At 31.2% G+C, this 17,813-nt stretch carries 19 protein-coding genes; 12 read left to right on the top strand and 7 right to left on the bottom strand.

Annotated features, from left to right (window positions below; all coding sequences use genetic code 11):
* The 3 genes from porQ to lon all read right to left on the bottom strand — a co-directional run.
* The coding region (gene porQ, locus ACVC2P_RS17830; protein ID WP_452599803.1) for a type IX secretion system protein PorQ at nt 1–601 on the bottom strand (601 nt) is incomplete at its 3' end.
* Nucleotides 602–730: 129 nt separating this feature from the next.
* Nucleotides 731–1,276, bottom strand: coding sequence for a LysM peptidoglycan-binding domain-containing protein (locus ACVC2P_RS17825; protein WP_452599802.1), 546 nt, complete (start codon nt 1,274–1,276; stop codon nt 731–733).
* Nucleotides 1,260–3,710 carry an endopeptidase La gene (gene lon, locus ACVC2P_RS17820; RefSeq protein ID WP_452599801.1) on the bottom strand — a complete coding sequence of 817 codons (2,451 nt, stop codon included), beginning with the start codon at nt 3,708–3,710 and terminating at the stop codon, nt 1,260–1,262. Before lon ends, ACVC2P_RS17825 begins: the two co-directional genes overlap by 17 nt.
* Nucleotides 3,711–4,046: 336 nt before the next feature.
* Here lon and ACVC2P_RS17815 point away from each other — a divergent pair, with 336 nt between their 5' ends.
* The 9 genes from ACVC2P_RS17815 to ACVC2P_RS17775 all read left to right on the top strand — a co-directional run bounded on the left by ACVC2P_RS17815 (nt 4,047) and on the right by ACVC2P_RS17775 (nt 11,381).
* Nucleotides 4,047–4,604, top strand: coding sequence for an RNA polymerase sigma factor (locus ACVC2P_RS17815; protein ID WP_452599800.1), 558 nt, complete (start codon nt 4,047–4,049; stop codon nt 4,602–4,604).
* A gap of 17 nt (nt 4,605–4,621) precedes the next feature.
* Nucleotides 4,622–5,185, top strand: a complete 564-nt coding sequence (locus ACVC2P_RS17810) for a hypothetical protein (protein ID WP_452599799.1) — start codon at nt 4,622–4,624, stop codon at nt 5,183–5,185.
* On the top strand, nt 5,163–6,251 hold the full coding sequence (locus ACVC2P_RS17805; RefSeq protein ID WP_452599798.1) for a hypothetical protein: 1,089 nt from the start codon (nt 5,163–5,165) through the stop codon (nt 6,249–6,251). Before ACVC2P_RS17810 ends, ACVC2P_RS17805 begins: the two co-directional genes overlap by 23 nt.
* Nucleotides 6,252–6,282: 31 nt before the next feature.
* Nucleotides 6,283–7,014, top strand: a complete 732-nt coding sequence (locus tag ACVC2P_RS17800; RefSeq protein WP_452599797.1) for a head GIN domain-containing protein — start codon at nt 6,283–6,285, stop codon at nt 7,012–7,014.
* Nucleotides 7,015–7,419: 405 nt separating this feature from the next.
* Entirely contained in the window at nt 7,420–7,785 is a 366-nt protein-coding gene (gene speD, locus ACVC2P_RS17795) for an adenosylmethionine decarboxylase (protein WP_452599796.1), read from the top strand.
* 3 nt (nt 7,786–7,788) lie between these two features.
* Nucleotides 7,789–8,586 (top strand): ion transporter, encoded by a 798-nt coding sequence (locus tag ACVC2P_RS17790; protein WP_452599795.1) that lies wholly within the window; start codon nt 7,789–7,791, stop codon nt 8,584–8,586.
* Nucleotides 8,587–8,588: 2 nt separating this feature from the next.
* Nucleotides 8,589–9,074 (top strand): DUF4178 domain-containing protein, encoded by a 486-nt coding sequence (locus ACVC2P_RS17785; RefSeq protein WP_452599794.1) that lies wholly within the window; start codon nt 8,589–8,591, stop codon nt 9,072–9,074.
* A gap of 1 nt (nt 9,075) precedes the next feature.
* Nucleotides 9,076–9,837, top strand: coding sequence for a hypothetical protein (locus ACVC2P_RS17780; protein WP_452599793.1), 762 nt, complete (start codon nt 9,076–9,078; stop codon nt 9,835–9,837).
* Nucleotides 9,838–9,842: 5 nt separating this feature from the next.
* Nucleotides 9,843–11,381, top strand: a complete 1,539-nt coding sequence (locus ACVC2P_RS17775) for a polyamine aminopropyltransferase (protein ID WP_452599792.1) — start codon at nt 9,843–9,845, stop codon at nt 11,379–11,381.
* 78 nt (nt 11,382–11,459) lie between these two features.
* Here ACVC2P_RS17775 and ACVC2P_RS17770 read toward each other — a convergent pair whose 3' ends face one another.
* The 3 genes from ACVC2P_RS17770 to ACVC2P_RS17760 all read right to left on the bottom strand — a co-directional run bounded on the left by ACVC2P_RS17770 (nt 11,460) and on the right by ACVC2P_RS17760 (nt 14,750).
* Nucleotides 11,460–12,404, bottom strand: a complete 945-nt coding sequence (locus ACVC2P_RS17770) for a DUF6252 family protein (RefSeq protein ID WP_452599791.1) — start codon at nt 12,402–12,404, stop codon at nt 11,460–11,462.
* A gap of 57 nt (nt 12,405–12,461) precedes the next feature.
* Nucleotides 12,462–13,856, bottom strand: coding sequence for an MFS transporter (locus tag ACVC2P_RS17765; RefSeq protein WP_452599790.1), 1,395 nt, complete (start codon nt 13,854–13,856; stop codon nt 12,462–12,464).
* A gap of 63 nt (nt 13,857–13,919) precedes the next feature.
* Nucleotides 13,920–14,750, bottom strand: a complete 831-nt coding sequence (locus ACVC2P_RS17760) for a M48 family metallopeptidase (RefSeq protein ID WP_452599789.1) — start codon at nt 14,748–14,750, stop codon at nt 13,920–13,922.
* A 211-nt stretch (nt 14,751–14,961) separates the two neighbouring features.
* Between ACVC2P_RS17760 and msrB (ACVC2P_RS17755) the strand changes: the two genes are divergently transcribed.
* Genes msrB (ACVC2P_RS17755) through ACVC2P_RS17745 form a run of 3 tightly spaced genes read left to right on the top strand, consistent with a single transcriptional unit; the run spans nt 14,962 to nt 16,385 of the window.
* The gene (gene msrB, locus ACVC2P_RS17755; RefSeq protein WP_452599788.1) at nt 14,962–15,447 is read left to right on the top strand and encodes a peptide-methionine (R)-S-oxide reductase MsrB; all 486 of its coding nucleotides are present in this window, start codon (nt 14,962–14,964) and stop codon (nt 15,445–15,447) included.
* A complete protein-coding gene (msrB, locus tag ACVC2P_RS17750; RefSeq protein WP_452599787.1) occupies nt 15,440–15,841 on the top strand; it encodes a peptide-methionine (R)-S-oxide reductase MsrB in 402 nt (133 codons plus the stop codon). The genes msrB (ACVC2P_RS17755) and msrB (ACVC2P_RS17750) overlap by 8 nt, the downstream gene beginning before the upstream one ends.
* On the top strand, nt 15,834–16,385 hold the full coding sequence (locus ACVC2P_RS17745; protein WP_452599786.1) for a DUF1572 family protein: 552 nt from the start codon (nt 15,834–15,836) through the stop codon (nt 16,383–16,385). Before msrB (ACVC2P_RS17750) ends, ACVC2P_RS17745 begins: the two co-directional genes overlap by 8 nt.
* Before the next feature lie 8 nt (nt 16,386–16,393).
* Here the strand turns inward: ACVC2P_RS17745 and ACVC2P_RS17740 are convergent, their stop codons facing one another.
* Nucleotides 16,394–17,689, bottom strand: a complete 1,296-nt coding sequence (locus ACVC2P_RS17740; RefSeq protein ID WP_452599785.1) for a peroxiredoxin family protein — start codon at nt 17,687–17,689, stop codon at nt 16,394–16,396.
* Between the last annotated feature and the right edge of the window lie 124 nt (nt 17,690–17,813).

The following is a 17,813-nucleotide window of genomic DNA, read 5'->3' as shown; positions in this document are numbered from 1 at the left end:
GCTCTAAGGTTTGAGATAAACCTACATTTATTTCTAATGGTAGCGATTCTTGCCTACCTGCGTATGTAGTTATTTGTGTCCCTAGGTTTCTTACAACTATAGTTCCTTGAAATTCTAAATCTTCGTCTATGTATAGTAATGCTAAATCTGTAGCTACACCTAACGAACTGTATTGTTCTAGTGTTGATGTTATTAATTTAACGTTTGCACCTCCATAAAAATCTGAATAGCCAATTTGTAATGCATAACCAAAAGATAAAGCTGCTTCTTTTCCTGTAAAGGGTGATGTTGCTACTCCATTTTCATCATAACCTTCAAAAGTTCCATAATCTACATAAGTCATTCCTGTATGGAAGGTTTGGCGCCTTCTATCCCATGTATAAGCATAAGCAGCTGTTCCGTATGATATTCCGCCTAAATAACTAGAATAGTTTAATGCTAATTGATTATCCATTTCTACATTAATTGTAGAGGGGTTATACAATGCTTGTGTAACATCGTAATCGACATTTGTTAATACTTTACCTCCTAATGCAGCTTGTCGTGGTGAGGATACTAAATTTAAAAATTGGTACGTAGATTGCCCTCCAAGTTGTGCCAAACAAAAGGAACTATATATGAGGCAAATAAATAGGGCAATTTTTTTTATCATAAAGTTGCAAAGTAACTAAATCTATTTTAGAACGGCTAGAAGTTATTTTTATTTTTTTAATAGTCGTTTTTTTACACTTTATCTTAAGATTAATTGTGTCCCAACTTTAATTATATTAGATTCTAGATTGTTTAATGTTTTTAATTCTGAAACGGTTATACCATTTGTTTTAGCTATACTATATAAGGTTTCTCCTTTTTTAACGACCCAAAATTTTGATTCTGTATTTGTTGATCGTTTAACATACCCAATTTTTAAAGTTTGCCCTATGCTTAATGTATTTGTTTTTATTCCATTAAGTTCTTTAATATGGGCTATACTTATTCCATAATGTTTAGAAATTGCATAAAAAGTCTCACCAGCTTTAACGATATGCAATTTATCTTCACTTTTATTTATTGTGGATTCTATTTCTTTTTTTGGTGTAATAGAATCCACTTCAGTTTTAGCTTTTTCTACTTTTTCATCTATAAATTTATATTCTCCTGTAGACATAGATAATTTTGCAGGTTTACCATCTATTATTACATCGGTAAAACCATCGTCTTCTTGAGAGAATACAAAAATAGAGACTAAAAAAGCTAAAACTGTAGTTACTCTTTTAAGTTTATAATTTCTTCGCATTTTTTACTTTTTGCTTAGTAACAGCAATATCTACAACATCCTTCATATCACTTACATAATGAAATTTTAAACCTTTTAAGTATTCTGGCTTAATTTCTTCAATATCTCTTCTATTATCTTCACATAATAAAATTTCTTTAATACGCGCACGTTTTGCTGCTAATATCTTTTCTTTTATACCGCCTACTGGTAATACTTTACCTCTTAAAGTTATTTCTCCTGTCATGGCTAAGCTTTTCTTTACTTTACGTTGCGTAAATAAAGAGACTAAAGATGTTAACATGGTTACACCTGCACTTGGCCCATCTTTTGGTGTTGCGCCTTCAGGCACGTGGATGTGCACATTGTATTTTTCAAAAACTTCTGGGTTTATTCCAAATTCATCGGCATTAGCTTTTATGTACTCCATTGCTATTGTAGATGATTCTTTCATAACCTTACCTAAGTTTCCTGTAATAGATAGGTTTCCTTTTCCTTTAGATAAAATAGATTCTATAAATAAAATGTCTCCTCCTACTCTAGTCCATGCTAATCCTGTAACTACACCTGCGACATCATTATTTTCGTATTTGTCACGTTCTAGTTTAGGGCCTCCTAATATTTCTATAATATCTTCATTAGAAATCTTAACATTATAGTCTTCTTCCATGGCGATATTTTTAGCAGCATAACGTACAGTTTTTGCAATTTGCTTTTCTAAGCCTCTAACTCCAGATTCTCTAGTATAACCTTCAACAATTTTTTCTAGTTGTGGTTTTGCTACTTTTAAATCTTTATCTGTTAATCCATGTTCTACCAATTGTTTTGGTAATAGGTGACGTTTTCCTATTTCTACTTTCTCTTCTATAGTATAGCCTGTTACATTAATAATTTCCATACGGTCTAGTAATGCTGGCTGTATAGTATTTAAGCTATTAGATGTTGCTATAAACATAACTTTAGATAAGTCGTACCCCATTTCTAAGAAGTTATCGTAGAACTCACTATTTTGTTCTGGATCTAATACTTCTAACATAGCAGAAGAGGGATCGCCTTGATGCGAGTTAGATAGTTTATCTATTTCATCTAAAACAAACACTGGGTTTGATGTTCCTGCCTTTTTAAGACTTTGTATAATTCGCCCTGGCATTGCACCTATATAGGTTTTACGGTGTCCTCTAATTTCTGCTTCGTCTCTTAATCCTCCTAAAGAGATACGTACATATTCTCTTCCTAATGCTTCTGCTATAGATTTTCCTAAAGAGGTTTTACCAACACCAGGAGGCCCATATAAGCACAAAATAGGCGATTTCATATCGTTACGTAGCTTTAATACTGCTAAATATTCTATAATACGTTTTTTAACATCGTCTAATCCGTAATGGTCTCTGTCTAATATTTTCTTAGCGCGTTTTAGGTCGAATTTATCTTCACTAAACTCATTCCAAGGTAAATCTAAAAATAAATCCAAATAGTTACGTTGTATAGAATACTCGGCTACTTGCGGATTCATACGTTGCATTTTAGCTAATTCTTTCTCAAAATGCTTCGCAACTTTTTCGTCCCACTTTTTATCCTTAGCACGTACTCGCATATCTTCTAACTCTTGCTCACTACTAACACCTCCAAGTTCTTCTTGGATGGTTTTCATTTGCTGGTGTAAGAAATACTCACGCTGCTGCTGGTTCATATCACTATGAACTTTAGATTGAATATCGTTTTTAAGCTCCAGTTTTTGGCGCTCGATATTCATAAACTTTAATGTTTTAAGTGCTCGTTCTTTTAAATCATTTGTTTCTAACAGAGATTGTTTTTCTTCTACAGAAAGATTCATGTTAGAAGAGACAAAATTTATTAAAAACGAGTCGCTTTCTATATTTTTTATTGCAAAAGAGGCTTCGCTAGGAATACTCGGGCTGTCTTTTATAATTTGTAATGCTAGCTCTTTAATAGATTCTGTTATAGCATTAAATTCTTTATTTTTTCTAGCTGGTCTTGCTTCTGGAACTTCACTAATTGTAGCTGTTATATAAGGTTCTTCGGTAACAACCTGATTTATTCCAAAACGCTTTTTACCTTGTATAATAACTGTTGTATTACCATCTGGCATTTTTAAAACCTTTAAAATACGGGCAACTGTTCCTACTGGATAAATATCTTCTGCTTTAGGATCCTCAACCTCTTCATCTTTTTGAGAGACTACTCCAATAACTTTACTACCGTTATTAGCATCATTAATTAGCTTAATAGATTTGTCGCGCCCAGCTGTAATAGGAATTACTACACCTGGAAACAATACTGTATTACGCAACGATAGTATAGGTAGAGTTTCTGGTAATTGTTCGTTATTTATTTCTTCTTCGTCTTCTGGAGTCATTAAAGGGATTAATTCTGAATTTTCATCAAAATCCTGTGATGACAAACTGTCAAGACTAATAAAATTAGATTTCTTCATATGTATTTTTAAGTCATTGTGTCATTAAACTTAAAGCATGACGCAATGTTATATTTGTAAAATTAAAACTATTTATACGAAAACACACTGATTAGCAAGTACCTACACTCAATCAATACATTTACATCTACTCATAAAAATCAATTAATATGCCAATTATAAAATAAAAAACAGGTTTAATCCTTGTAAAAAAGTTTTTTACGAAAAAATAAAACTCTAAAAAACAAACAGTTAACAGCTATTTTAAATGTTAAACATTAAAAATATTAAAAAAAATCTCATCAAACTGTAACAAAGAATAGTAACTTAACTCTTTATTATAACAATTTGTTTTTTTTGACACTAACCAATTACAATATCGAACAGCTAATTAAGCTCTGTAAAACCAATGACCAATTCGCGCAATTGGAAATATATAATAGGTACTACAAGGCCATGTACAATACAGCCTACCGAATTGTAAAAGACAGCTTTGAAGCAGAAGATGTAATGCAAGATGCCTTTTTGTTGGCCTTCACAAAACTGGAATCTTTAAAAGACATAAAAACCTTTGGAGCATGGCTAAAACGTATCGTTATAAACAAAAGTATTCATCACTATAATAAAAGTAATAAATACAATGAAGTGCCACTAGACGATGTGTTATATAAAGTTGAAGACAATGATGGAGTTTCAAGCGATTATGAGTTTACTAACTTAAAAGCAAAACAAGTTTTAGAAACCATGAATATGCTTAAAGACAATTACAGAGTGGCTTTAACTTTACATTTAATTGAAGGTTACGATTACGAAGAAATAAGCGAAATCATGTCTATTTCTTATGCTAATTGCAGAACAACAATATCTAGAGCTAAAGATAGCTTAAGGGTAAAAATACAATCCTTAGTTGGATAATAGAAATACAATTATAAATGAATAAAGATAATTTAAATCACCTTTTTGAAAATCTACAGAGCGATTTTGATATCGAAATACCTAACACTGGGCATGAAAATCGTTTTTTAGAAAAACTAAAAGCTAGTAACGAAACACCTGTAGCGTCTACTAAACTTAAACGACGTTTATGGAAACCTTTTATTGGTATTGCAGCTACTATTGCATTAATCTTAACATTAACTTTTTCTATAAATACAGAGAATGAAATTAAAGATTTAGCAAGCGTCTCTCCAGAAATGGCAAATACACAACACTTTTTTAGTGCTGTTATTGAAGAAGAGTTGAGCAAAGTAAAAAAAGAAAGAACACCAGAAACAGAGTTACTTATAGCAGACGCCATGTCTCAAATAGAAATTCTTGAAGAGGAATACCAACTCCTAAAAATAGATTTAACAGAAAGCGGTAACGACAAACGCGTTATTCATGCTATGATTAATAATTTCTTAAACAGAGTAGATTTATTAAAAACGGTATTACAAAGTATAGAAGAAATAAAAACAATTAAACAACATATCGATGAAACGAGCAACACAATATAATATAGCCTTAATATTGCTTTTATTGCCTTTGGTTTTATTTGCCAATCATGATAAAAACAAATATAAAAAGGAAAAAACCATTACAAAACAATTTGATGTTAGTGCAAACGCCACATTAAAGGTTAATAACAGTTATGGTAATTTAAACGTAATTACCTGGAATGAAAACCGAATTGAGTTTGAAATAAAGATAACTACAAGTGGTAAAAATGAAGAAAAAGTGCAGAAAAAATTAGATGAAATTACTATAGATTTTGATGGGTCTCTCAATATGGTTTCTGCAAAAACTATTTTTAATAAAAACAAATCTAAATCTTGGTGGAAATGGGGCAAAAACGACAATGTAAACATGACTATTAATTACATTGTAAAAATGCCAATAACAAATAATGTAGATTTAAGTAATGATTATGGTTCTATAAATTTAGATAGATTAGAAGGACAGGCCATTATAAATTGCGATTACGGAAAAATTACAACAAAGGAGCTATTAGGCGATAATAATAGAATTACTTTCGATTATACAAATAATTGTTTTTTCGAATACATTAAAAGCGCAAAAATAAATGCAGACTACAGTGGTTTTACTATCTCTAAAGCTAATAAAATAGATTTAGTTGCAGATTATACAAAATCTAAAATTGAAATTGTAGAAGATGTAAATTATAATTGCGATTACGGTGCTTTAACCGTAGATAAAGTAAATAATATAGAAGGCAAAGGAAATTACCTTACAGTAAGACTTGGCGATATCTATAAAAACTTATCCATTATTGCAGATTACGGTTCTATACGTGTAGATAGACTTACAAAAAACGCACAAAATGTTACTATAAACTCGGACTACGTTGGTATTAAAATTGGTTATGATAGCGAATATGCTTTCGATTTTGATGTCGATTTGCAATACGGTTCACTAAAAGATAACGATGATGCTTTACAGTTTACAAATAAAAACGTAAGAACTACATCCAAAAATTATTCTGGATATCATAAATCGCAAGGCTCAGGCAACTTAATGAAAATAAATTCTGAGTACGGAAGCATTACATTAAACAAACAATAATTAATACTCAATCAAAAAAAATCAATACATTATGAAAACTTTAAAACAATCAACACTTTTAATCGCAGCATTATTATTTGTATCATTTGCACAAGCACAATGGGGAAGCAAAAAAATAAAAGGTAACGGAAACACTACAAAAATAACCCGAAACACACCTGATTACGACGTTGTAAAATGCGCAGGGTCTATGGACTTTATTTTTGAAAAAGGTACAGAAGGAAATTTAACTCTTGAAGGAGATTCTAACTTACTAGATTATATTATTACAGAAGTAAAGAATGGTACTTTAGTTATTAAAACAAAAAAAGGGTATACGCTAAAAACAGGGTGGAATAAACAAATAAAAATTACTATCCCTTTTCAAGACATAGAAAAAATATCGCTTGCAGGATCTGGAGATGTTATAACTAAAGATACTATAGATTCTAAAAAATTTGAAGTAAGATTAGCTGGCTCAGGAGACATAACTCTAGATGTTAATGCTACAGATGTTTCTGCTGGTGTTTCTGGATCTGGAGATATTACATTAAAAGGGCACACTACAAACTTATCTGCTACTGTAACAGGTTCTGGAGATTTTCATGGATTTTACTTACAAGCAAAAAACACAGAAGCTAAAGTAACAGGTTCTGGAGGTGCAGAAGTTGTTTCTACAAAACGTTTAAAAGCACGTGTTACTGGTTCTGGAGATATAGATTATAAAGGGAACCCAGAAACAAAAGATACTAAAGTAACGGGGTCTGGAGATATTGATGGATAGAATTTAATTTTTTAAATAACAATATAAAACGCTATTCTGTAACGAATAGCGTTTTTTTGTGTCTTATGTTTTGTCACTAAAATAGTATGAAGAATAAACAATATTTAAAAATCCTAGGACTTTATACAATTAGCATATTCTGTATTATAACCTATTTCTTATTATCGAATTCAGAATCTATAATAGAGTTTAATCAAAAAGCAGATAATTATCGAATAGATTATGGATTCTTTTTCTTTATTTTAACTGGATTAGTCAAATATGTATTATTATTAATTGGAATTAGCGTTCCCATAATTCTAACTTTCTTATTATTAAAAAAGAAAACCAAACATAATTAAGCCTTTATAAAACTGCTATTTGAAATATCATATAATAAACACATAAAAACCATATATTTGAAACATGGAAAAAAGTCTAGGTCAACAAACTACAATAGATTATTACGATTGCGATCCGGAGATTATAAATAAAGCTACTACTATAAAGAAAATTCTTGAAAAGGCTGCTAATATCATGAATCTAACTATAGTTAATACTACTATTCATGAATTTTCACCAATAGGTGTAAGCGGTGTTATAGTAATAAAGGAAAGCCATATTGCAATACATACATGGCCAGAGCATAAATATGTAGCACTAGACTTTTTTACATGCAATCACACATCAGATCTAAAAGAAGGTATTTTATGGCTAAAAGAGCAGTTTAAAGCTAAGCGTATAGAAGAGCAATCATCAAATAGAGGATTCTTAAAAAAAATGAGCATTTAAACTATGAGTTTTAAAAGAAAAATTGCTTTGTATTTTGATGATGAGAGAGGTAATACTTTTGGAGATGTTATTGTAGAACACTTTATCTCTGCACTTATTATTATAAATGTTATTGCAATAGTACTGGAATCTTACAATAACATTTATACTCGGTTTCAAACATTTTTTACCTACCTAGAAGCTTTCTCTATTATCGTTTTCTCTTTAGAATATGGTATTAGAATATGGATAGCAGATATTATATATCCACAACTCTCAAAAACTAAAGCAAGGCTAAAATATATTACTTCGTTTATAGGAATTATAGATTTAGCATCAATATTACCATTTTACCTTCCGTTTATCTTTAAAATAGATTTACGTGTAGTTAGAGTATTACGCTTATTGCGTTTACTAAGAATTTTAAAACTAAATAGACATTTTAAATCCTTAAACATTATACGTTCTGTAGTTAATAGAACTAAAAATGAAATTATGGTTACTGTTTTTTTAGTGTTTATACTACTCATTTTGGCTTCGACAATAATGTATAATATAGAAAACGAAGCGCAACCAGATGCCTTCCAGAATATAGGAGAAGCCATGTGGTGGGCAGTTGCTACATTAACAACAGTAGGTTATGGAGATATCTACCCAATTACAGGTTTAGGAAAACTAATGAGCGCAATTATAGCGCTATTAGGAATTGGTTTTGTTGCACTGCCAACAGGAATAATAAGTTCTGCATATATTGATGAAATTAGAAAAGTAAAATCTACAGATAAATGTATCTGCCCACATTGTAATAAAGAAATAGAATAAATATGTTTGGAAATAGTAATAAAGAAAATTACCCTTTACATAAATTAAAACTAGACTATACTTTAACGCTCTTTAAAACAGACTGGAAAATTATAGAAATTGGTGAATACGATTGGGATATGGATAATTCTAGCATAGAATACACCTTACAATCGGCTCATAAAAAAGCCTATCTTGAGGTAGAATTTATAAAAGGAAATTACGAAATAATATACAGCGAAGATGCAACCATAGGCGAAGCCTTTTTAACCGATGCTATTAGAGAAGGTGTTATTTATTTTGAAGGAAAAGAATACGAATTAGAGGAAACCTATACTGGGCAATATAAAAACCCAAATACCTTTACAAGAAGAGAAACTCTAGAATCCTTTTTATTTTATTATAAAGACGATATATTAACTATTGAAAAATGGGATGATGGTACCTATGAAGCTTTTTTAGGTGAAGAAATAAAAGCAAAAAAAATTAAGAATATAAAAGCGAATTAACATGATAAAGCGAATTCTACTAGTCACATTACCTTTAATACTCTTCTCTTGCGGAAATACCGAAAAGCAGTCTAAACAAGTTGCTCAAGAACCTTCTGAAATTATTAGAAAATCTATACCAACAAACGATTTTTCTTTAGTATTAGATGATATGAGTATAAATGAAGAAAATAATGTTTTAGACCACAGACATAAATACAAAGTTTTAGAATTAAAAGGCGACTCTTTACACACAACCACTAAAGGTTGGCAATCTGTAAACAAAACCTTCTTTCAAAAACATCAAAACGATTTAGGTATGGAGATTATATCTAGACATAATGGTAAAACATCATTTACCGCACAACCAGTAGGATTTGGTTGGGCTATAGGTAACGAAAAACATGGAGAATGGGAAGAAACAAGCAAAGACTCTACCAAAACAAATAGCTCAAATTCGCATAGACGTTGGAGAACACACTCTACAAGTCCTTTCCTTTGGTATTGGTTAGGAACACGTAGAAGTGTATACAGAAACGATTATAATAGTTATAGAACATATAATAGTAGTGGACAAAGTTACTACGGAAGAAATGCTTCTAATAATTCTTATGCTTACGGCACAAGAAGCGATTACCAGAAAAAAACGAGGCCTTCATTTTTTTCAAGAAAAACACAAAACAGTAGCCGCTGGAATAACTTAAATAAAAAAACGTCAAGAAGTTCATCTAGATATAGTAGCGGATCTTCTACAAGATCTAGATCTGGTGGAATTGGAAAATAAACATTTTGAAATACACTAAAAAACAAAAATCACTTACTTTAAAAGTAGCATTATTTGCAACAGGAATAAGTGGTATTGTAGCAGAATATATTTTATCTACGCTTGCCTCCTATTTTATAGGTAATGCCATTTTACAATTTACATTAATAGTCTCCATAATGCTCTTTGCTATGGGGCTAGGTAGTAGATTAAGTAAATCGTTAACCCAAAATGTAGTCCTCTATTTTATTGCTACCGAGTTAATACTATCTGTTTTGGTCTCTTTTTCCGCCCTAGTATCCTACATTGTTTATGGCGTTACAGATATTTCATGGTTGGTAATTTACCTGTTATCTATACTTATAGGAATACTAATAGGTCTAGAGATTCCGTTAGCAACCAGAATAAATGATGATTTTGAGGAATTAAGAATAAACATTTCTAATATTCTTGAAAAGGATTATTTTGGCAGCTTAATAGGCGGACTATTCTTTGCTTTCGTGGGCCTCCCGTATTTAGGTTTAACCTACACACCATTTATATTGGGTATTTTAAACTTAGGAGTGTCTTTTTGGTTATTTCTAGTTTTAAAAGAAGCCATTTCAAAAAAAGCACAACGCATTTTAACCATCACTTATATTGTAGTTACAAGTTTAATATTGGCTGGACTCTTTTTTGCAGAACCTATTGTTAAGTATGGAGAACAGGTAAAATATAAAGACAAAATAGTATACAGTAAGCAGACTAAATATCAAAAAATAGTTATTACAAAATGGCAGGATTGGCATTCGCTATACATAAATGGTAATCAGCAATTATCGTCGTTTGATGAGTTTATGTACCACGAACCTATGGTACACTTGCCAATGAATTTAATCGATAAAAAAGCAAACATATTAATATTAGGAGGTGGAGATGGTTGCATAGCTAGAGAGCTCTTTAAATACGATAGTATAGAGAATATAACATTGGTAGACCTAGATGCCGAAATGCTAAATTTAGGAAAAAACAATTCTATTTTTACAGAGTTGAACGAAGGTTCTATGACCAATCCCAAGTTAACAACCGTTGCCGAAGACGCCTTTAATTTTCTAGAAGACAGTAAAACAACTTACGATGCTATTTTTATAGATTTACCAGACCCTAACAATGTAGATTTAAATAAATTATATACTAAAGAGTTTTATTACATCTGCAAATCAAAATTAGCAGATAGAGGTATTTTAATAACCCAATCTGGAAGCCCATATTATGCCACTAAAGCCTTTTATTGTATTGAAAAAACATTACGTGCTGCAGGCTTTAAAACCCTACCCATACACAACCAAGTATTAACGCTAGGAGAATGGGGTTGGATTATTGGAACTAAACAAGACATTACCCAACAACAATTAGCACAAGTAGATATATCTAACTTATCTTTAAAATGGATGACAAATAATTCTATAAATCAAATTACTTCTTTTGGGAAACCTTTAGTAGATACTACAGGGGTTAAAGTAAACACTATTTTTTCACCTAAATTATATACCTATTATAAACAAGGGAATTGGGATTTGTACTAAAAAAAGCAGTTAGTTTTATATAAAACTAACTGCTTTTTTAATATTAATTGTATCTAATAGATTGTATTTTTTACACCATTAGTATTCTATATAGAATTCTCCTTCTGTTATACTATATGTCTGTCCTCCACCTGTTAGCGGTGCGGCAGTAAACTCAAAAGTTCCTTCTATAATTTTATCTGTTGTATTGTGGTTACTAATTGTAATGGTTCCGTCTGCAACATTAGAACTTGTTGTACCAATATTGTACTGTCCTGATGGTTGACTAAAGGTAGAAAAAGTATGTGTGCCAGTAGCAATATCTGCAGGTAAGAAAAAGCCAATACTTTCTAAATTATTCTTAGTCGCCGTAATAGTAAGTATCTCCGTTCCTGCTAAACTTGTTAAAGTTCCTTCTAGTAAGTTTTCCTCAAATTCTACACCATCTACTTTTGCAAAAAAGGTATTATTGTTAGTAGTGCTTATATCTGTAGTATAAGTGATGTTAGTAAATACACCATTAGTAAACTCTTTAGACTCCATTAATGTAGGATTAGTTCCTGTAAAAGAAAATGTTCCAGAAATTGTATTATTAACGTCATCAATTTCTGTAACTATAATCTCACCTTGAGATTCTGTCCCTCCTTGAACTGCCGAAATCCATGAGACTCCACTTGTATTATTTTGCTCTGTATAAACAGCACCATTTATAAGTGGCGGATTACCAAATGAAACACCTAATTGATAAGTACCTGTACCACTTCCATTTATTGTTAACACAACTAATTCATTATTATTATTTCTAAGGCCATTAATATTCATAACATCATCTAAAACAGTAGCAGATACAGACTCTGCAACAAACGTTTGTCCATCAAAATCTACAGAAAAGACACCTTGCTGTGGATTAGGATTATTAGGGTCGTTAGGATCTACAGTAACATCAGGGTTAGTTATAATTAACTCCTCATCCAAAGCTTCATTCTCGCATGTAAAAGCAGATAATAATATAAAAAGTGATAAAAAGGGTACTATTTTTTTCATAATATAAAACATGTAATTTGAGGTAAATATACGGAAGTAGATAATAATAAAATACAATTATTTCTTAGGCACTCTAAAAAGTAAAATTATACCAACTAAAAAGAACACAAATAAACACAAAAAGGCATTACGCATGCTCCCAGTTATTTGGTCTATAGACCCAAAAATAACCATACCTATAACTATTCCTATCTTTTCAGCAACATCAAAAAAGCTAAAGTAAGATGTGGTATCTTCTGTAGCTGGCAAAAATTTAGAATAGGTAGACCTCGCCAAGGATTGAATGCCACCCATAACTAAACCAACAACACCCGCAGTAGCATAAAACTCTATAGGCGTTTCTACAAAATAACCCCAAAAACAAAGCCCCATCCATATCGCATTTATAACTATTAATGTTTTAATGTTTCCAAATTTCGATGAACTTTTAGACGTTAAAAAAGCTCCTAATATAGCAACCACTTGTATAACTAAAATACTAATAATTAACCCTGTAGTTTTTTCACTAGAACTAGCCCAAGCTATTTCTTCCTCTCCAAAATAAACAGCGACCAACATAATGGTTTGTACTGCCATACTAAACACAAAAAAGGCTAGTAAATAGCGTTTTAATCTTAAGTTTAATAATAGCTCATTCCAAACCAGTTTTAACTCCTTAAAACCATTAAAAACAACATCCTTTGTTACTTTATGGCCAGTAGATACGCCTTTAGGTAGTATATAAAAAGAATATTGACTAAAACCTATCCACCAAAGTCCTACAGTAATAAATGAATAACGCATAGCTTTAATAGAAGCGAAATCTTTTGCTTCTTTTAAAGCTTTTTCTATTTCAACTGTTGTACCATTATCTAATATAGATTGTGAAACACTTATATCAAACCCAAAAACATCTGGAAACATCACCATTGCTAAATTGATAATTAATAAAATAACACTACCAATGTATCCCATAGAAAACCCTTTAGCACTAATGCTATCTTGTTGTTCTGGATAAGCAATATCTGGTAAATAGGAATTATAAAATACTAAACTCCCCCAATACCCTATTAATCCCATAAAATAGAATAATAAACTATAGTATATTTCATCAGATTCTATACCAAAGAAATACAAGCCTATACAACCAAGCCCTCCTAGATAACAGAAAAACTTCATAAAGTTCTTTTTATTCCCAACATAATCTGCAATACCAGATAATAATGGCGAGGTAAAAGCTACCACTAAAAATGTAAAAGCGGTAACAAATGTTATAAGTGCCGTGCTTTTAAATTCCATTCCAAAAGCATTAACTATTTTCTCGTCTGATGCATGAGCACGAGTTAAAAATAACGCAGAATAAAAAATGGGGAATATAGAGGACGTAATTGTTAGTGTATATACAGAATTTGCCCAATCGTAAAACGCCCAAGCATTCAATAATTTCTTACTTCCTTTTTCTAGTTTAGCCATAATAAAAAAGCCACTCATTAATGGAGTGGCCTCGAAAATAAGTATTTATTTGTTAACTACGTATTAAAATTTATTTATAGGTCTAAAAGATTGAACTCCAAACTTTTTTGCTTCTGCTTTAGCAGCTGGTGCTAAAGCTGTTAAGTTTTCTATACGTGTTTGTGTTGCTGGGTGTGTACTTAAAAATTCTGGTGGTGCTTGTCCTCCACTAGCTTTTCCCATTCTTCGCCATAGGTTAGCAGCTTCATCTGGGTTATAACCAGCAATAGCTGTTAAATATAATCCTATTTTATCGGCTTCTGTTTCATGGCTTCTACTAAATGGTAACATACCTCCTACTTGAGTTCCTACACCATAAGCTTGATTAAATATTGCTGCTTTTTTTGGGTCTTTAATAGCAATATTTCCAGCTACAGCCCCAAGTTGTTGTGCTAAACCAGCACTCATACGTTGTTGTCCATGGTTTGCTAAAGCATGTGCAACCTCATGTCCCATAATAGCAGCAATGGCAGCTTCGTTTTCTGCAACTGGTAAAATCCCAGTATAAAACACAATTTTACCACCTGGCATACACCAAGCGTTAATTGTTTCGTCGTTTACTAAATTGTACTCCCATTTATAGTCTTTTAAATATCCTTGATATCCATTTGCATTCAACCAACGCTCTGCTGCAACAGCAATTCGCTGCCCTACTCTAGTTATCATTTCTGCATCTGCCGTACCCTTAACAACTTTATTTTCTCCTAAAAACTGATTGTATTGAGCAAAAGAAGTTGGGAATAATTGAGAATTAGGTACAAAAGCTAATGTTTTCTTTCCTGTAAAAGGATTTGTTGCACACGATAAGAACATTACAAGAGTTAATACCGTAATTATACTTGATTTAAATTTCATTATAATAAGATGATTTTTTTTATGAATTATAAATTTACAAAAAGTTAAACAACAATGATGCCATTACAAATTAAAATATTAATACTAAAACCGTTCAATAACACATTTCTTCTATGAAACACCTAAAAATAAGTAATAATAATGTTATCATTTATATGATTTATCGACTCAATGGTTATTATTATAATTATTTAAAATAACTTTACTACATATGAAAAAATTAGCATTATTAGCATTAGCAATACTTTTATTTAACTGCAAAAGCAATTCTCAAGAAGACACTAAAAAAGAAACTGTTTATAAAGTAACAAAAACCAAAGAAGAGTGGAAAAAAGAATTGTCTCAAAAAGCATATTATGTACTTAGAGAGGCTGGAACAGAGAGACCAAATAGTAGTCCATTAAATAAAAATTACAAAGAGGGTACTTATGTGTGTGCAGGTTGCCAAACACCTCTTTTTAAAAGTGATCACAAATTCGATTCTGGTACAGGTTGGCCAAGTTTTGATAGAGAGATAAAGGGCAATGTAGCTTACTCTACAGATTATAAAATAGGGCATGCACGTACCGAAGAACATTGTGCAACATGCGGCGGGCATTTAGGTCATGTATTTAATGATGGCCCAAGAAATACTACAGGCAAAAGACATTGTATAAATGGAGCTGCTTTAAAATTTATACCAAAAGAAGATGAGTAATTACAATATAGAAAAATCTGAAAAGGAGTGGAAAGAACAGCTCACTGAGGAAGAGTATAGAGTTTTAAGAGAAAAAGGAACTGAAAGACCGCATACTGGTAAGTACAATCTTCATTTTGAAGAAGGCACTTACAAATGCGCAGGATGCAATCAGCAATTATTTGAAAGTTCTAGTAAATTTGATGCCCATTGTGGTTGGCCAAGTTTTGACGACTCTATAAAAGGCACTGTAAACTACGTTTTAGACAAAACACACGGTATGATTCGTACAGAAATTGTTTGTTCTAATTGTGGAGGTCATTTAGGTCATGTATTTAACGATGGGCCTACTGAAACTGGTACACGTTATTGTGTAAATTCTGTGAGTATTAACTTCGATAAAGCTAATGAGTAGTTATTTAACAAGCATACTAAAGCAATTTGAATACTACAAAGCGTTAGGCGACAAAACGTTTAACCAATTAACTTTTATAGAATTACAATACAAACCCAATAGCTATGCTAATTCTATTACCATAATTACAAAACATATTGTAGGTAATATGTTATCGCGTTGGACTAATTTTTTAACCGAAGATGGTGAAAAAGAATGGCGTCATCGCGATTCAGAATTTGAAGATTCTTATAATACTAAAGAAGAAGTTCTAATCGCTTGGAACAAAGGCTGGGCTTGTTTATTTGATACTCTAGAGTCTTTAACTTATAAAGATTTAGAGCGCATAATATACATACGTAATCAGGGCCATACAGTTACCGAAGCTATTAACAGACAATTAGCACATTACTCCTATCATATTGGGCAAATAGTTTACATAGGCACGCTTATAAAAAATGAAGATTGGCAATCGTTATCTATAGCAAAAGGGCAATCTTCACATTATAATAAAGATAAATTTAGTAAGGCAAAGGTGCGTAGACATTTTACAGACGATATGTAAAATATATTCTATAGTTTTAGTGTATTTGAAGCTAATTTTTCTTCTAAAATAGCATCTAATTCTTCGGCAGAAGGGTCTACTGCTAGTATTTTACCTTCGCTGCTTATTAAAAACATGCCGCCTCCGCTGTTCATGATACTATATTTTTCCCAAATTTTATTTTCTTTATCCAATTCTATTAATTGTTGCCATGGCCACTGTTCTTTTGCCATAAATTTAGTGTAGCGCTCTAAGTTTTTAAATTCTCCTGCTACTCCTAAAATAGTAAACCCTTTATCTTTATATTTTTCGTAGACTGGTTTAACTAAACGTGTTTTTGCTATACATGGGCCACACCATGTAGCCCACAAATCTAATAACACAATTTTATGTTCTGCTAATACAGATTTTAATTCATGTTTTTTACCCTTAATATCTGGAGCCTTAAAATTAACGTAGTCTCCACCTTCTTTTAGTCCCGTTATTCCAAAAATTAAATTTTGCCCTAAACTACTATAAGGGTGACTAGTAAACTTAGGTTTTAATGCATTATATGCATTTAAAACTTTATCTAATGGTACTTCTCTATATTCAAAGCCTATTAAATCTTCTAATAACAAATCGAAAGACACTAGTGTTGGATGCTTTGATATATAATTATATTTATAGTTTACCATTTCTGTATTAATCGCTTTGTATTCTGCTTCTTTAATTTTTCCTAGTTCACTTTTATCTAAGTTATCTTCTTGTAATTGTTTTTGTTTTTGATATAGTGGTACTTTTTCCTCTTGTGTTTTTGCTTCTTTTAATCGTTTCATCAAGTCTATATAGGCTTGAGATTGAAATGCTTTATAATTGTAAGATTTATATTTTTTATTTATGGCATTGTAACGAGAATAATAATCACTTCTCATTATTTTTTGAAAGTTTTGGTACTCTTCATTTACAACTCCACCAACTACTGTATTATAATCAAAATCTTCATCATTATGTATAACCATTTTAATGGTATCTTGTTCTGAAAATACGGTAACGGCTCTATAATATCCACGTTTTACATCTTCCTCGAATGCTAAATTATAGGACTCTATATCCTTTGCCTTAAATGTGTAATTAAATTTACAGTCTGTAATTGGTATTTTTAACACAGAGTCGTTTCTAAAATCTTCGTACGATTTAACCATCCATAACGTGTTACTATTTGGCCTGCCAATTATCTCACCTATTAAAACCGTTTCTGTTTGTTGTATCGCTGGTTCTTTTAATTCTGGTTTACAAGAAGATATAATAAGAAGTAAAAAAAACAGTTGCTTAATTGCTCTCATTTTCAGTGGGTTAATTTTATGGTAAACATACCTTTTTTAGAGGATAAATTATATTTTTATAACATAAATTATTCTTAATTTCTGCGTGAAAGATAGAATACTTCGTCTGTGCTCAGTACAGGCT

Source organism: Pontimicrobium sp. MEBiC01747, from assembly GCF_053601635.1.
This window is presented reverse-complemented; position numbering and strand designations above follow the sequence as displayed.

What these genes read in the sequence shown, in the direction of transcription:
- ACVC2P_RS17765 (WP_452599790.1), bottom strand. Translation starts at nt 13,856, where the DNA reads ATGGCTAAACTAGAAAAAGGAAGTAAGAAATTATTGAATGCTTGGGCG.
- ACVC2P_RS17800 (WP_452599797.1), top strand. Translation starts at nt 6,283, where the DNA reads ATGAAAACTTTAAAACAATCAACACTTTTAATCGCAGCATTATTATTT.
- ACVC2P_RS17790 (WP_452599795.1), top strand. Translation starts at nt 7,789, where the DNA reads ATGAGTTTTAAAAGAAAAATTGCTTTGTATTTTGATGATGAGAGAGGT.
- ACVC2P_RS17780 (WP_452599793.1), top strand. Translation starts at nt 9,076, where the DNA reads ATGATAAAGCGAATTCTACTAGTCACATTACCTTTAATACTCTTCTCT.
- ACVC2P_RS17785 (WP_452599794.1), top strand. Translation starts at nt 8,589, where the DNA reads ATGTTTGGAAATAGTAATAAAGAAAATTACCCTTTACATAAATTAAAA.
- ACVC2P_RS17745 (WP_452599786.1), top strand. Translation starts at nt 15,834, where the DNA reads ATGAGTAGTTATTTAACAAGCATACTAAAGCAATTTGAATACTACAAA.
- msrB (WP_452599787.1), top strand. Translation starts at nt 15,440, where the DNA reads ATGAGTAATTACAATATAGAAAAATCTGAAAAGGAGTGGAAAGAACAG.
- ACVC2P_RS17810 (WP_452599799.1), top strand. Translation starts at nt 4,622, where the DNA reads ATGAATAAAGATAATTTAAATCACCTTTTTGAAAATCTACAGAGCGAT.
- ACVC2P_RS17825 (WP_452599802.1), bottom strand. Translation starts at nt 1,276, where the DNA reads ATGCGAAGAAATTATAAACTTAAAAGAGTAACTACAGTTTTAGCTTTT.
- ACVC2P_RS17805 (WP_452599798.1), top strand. Translation starts at nt 5,163, where the DNA reads ATGAAACGAGCAACACAATATAATATAGCCTTAATATTGCTTTTATTG.
- ACVC2P_RS17760 (WP_452599789.1), bottom strand. Translation starts at nt 14,750, where the DNA reads ATGAAATTTAAATCAAGTATAATTACGGTATTAACTCTTGTAATGTTC.
- ACVC2P_RS17770 (WP_452599791.1), bottom strand. Translation starts at nt 12,404, where the DNA reads ATGAAAAAAATAGTACCCTTTTTATCACTTTTTATATTATTATCTGCT.
- speD (WP_452599796.1), top strand. Translation starts at nt 7,420, where the DNA reads ATGGAAAAAAGTCTAGGTCAACAAACTACAATAGATTATTACGATTGC.
- lon (WP_452599801.1), bottom strand. Translation starts at nt 3,710, where the DNA reads ATGAAGAAATCTAATTTTATTAGTCTTGACAGTTTGTCATCACAGGAT.
- ACVC2P_RS17740 (WP_452599785.1), bottom strand. Translation starts at nt 17,689, where the DNA reads ATGAGAGCAATTAAGCAACTGTTTTTTTTACTTCTTATTATATCTTCT.
- msrB (WP_452599788.1), top strand. Translation starts at nt 14,962, where the DNA reads ATGAAAAAATTAGCATTATTAGCATTAGCAATACTTTTATTTAACTGC.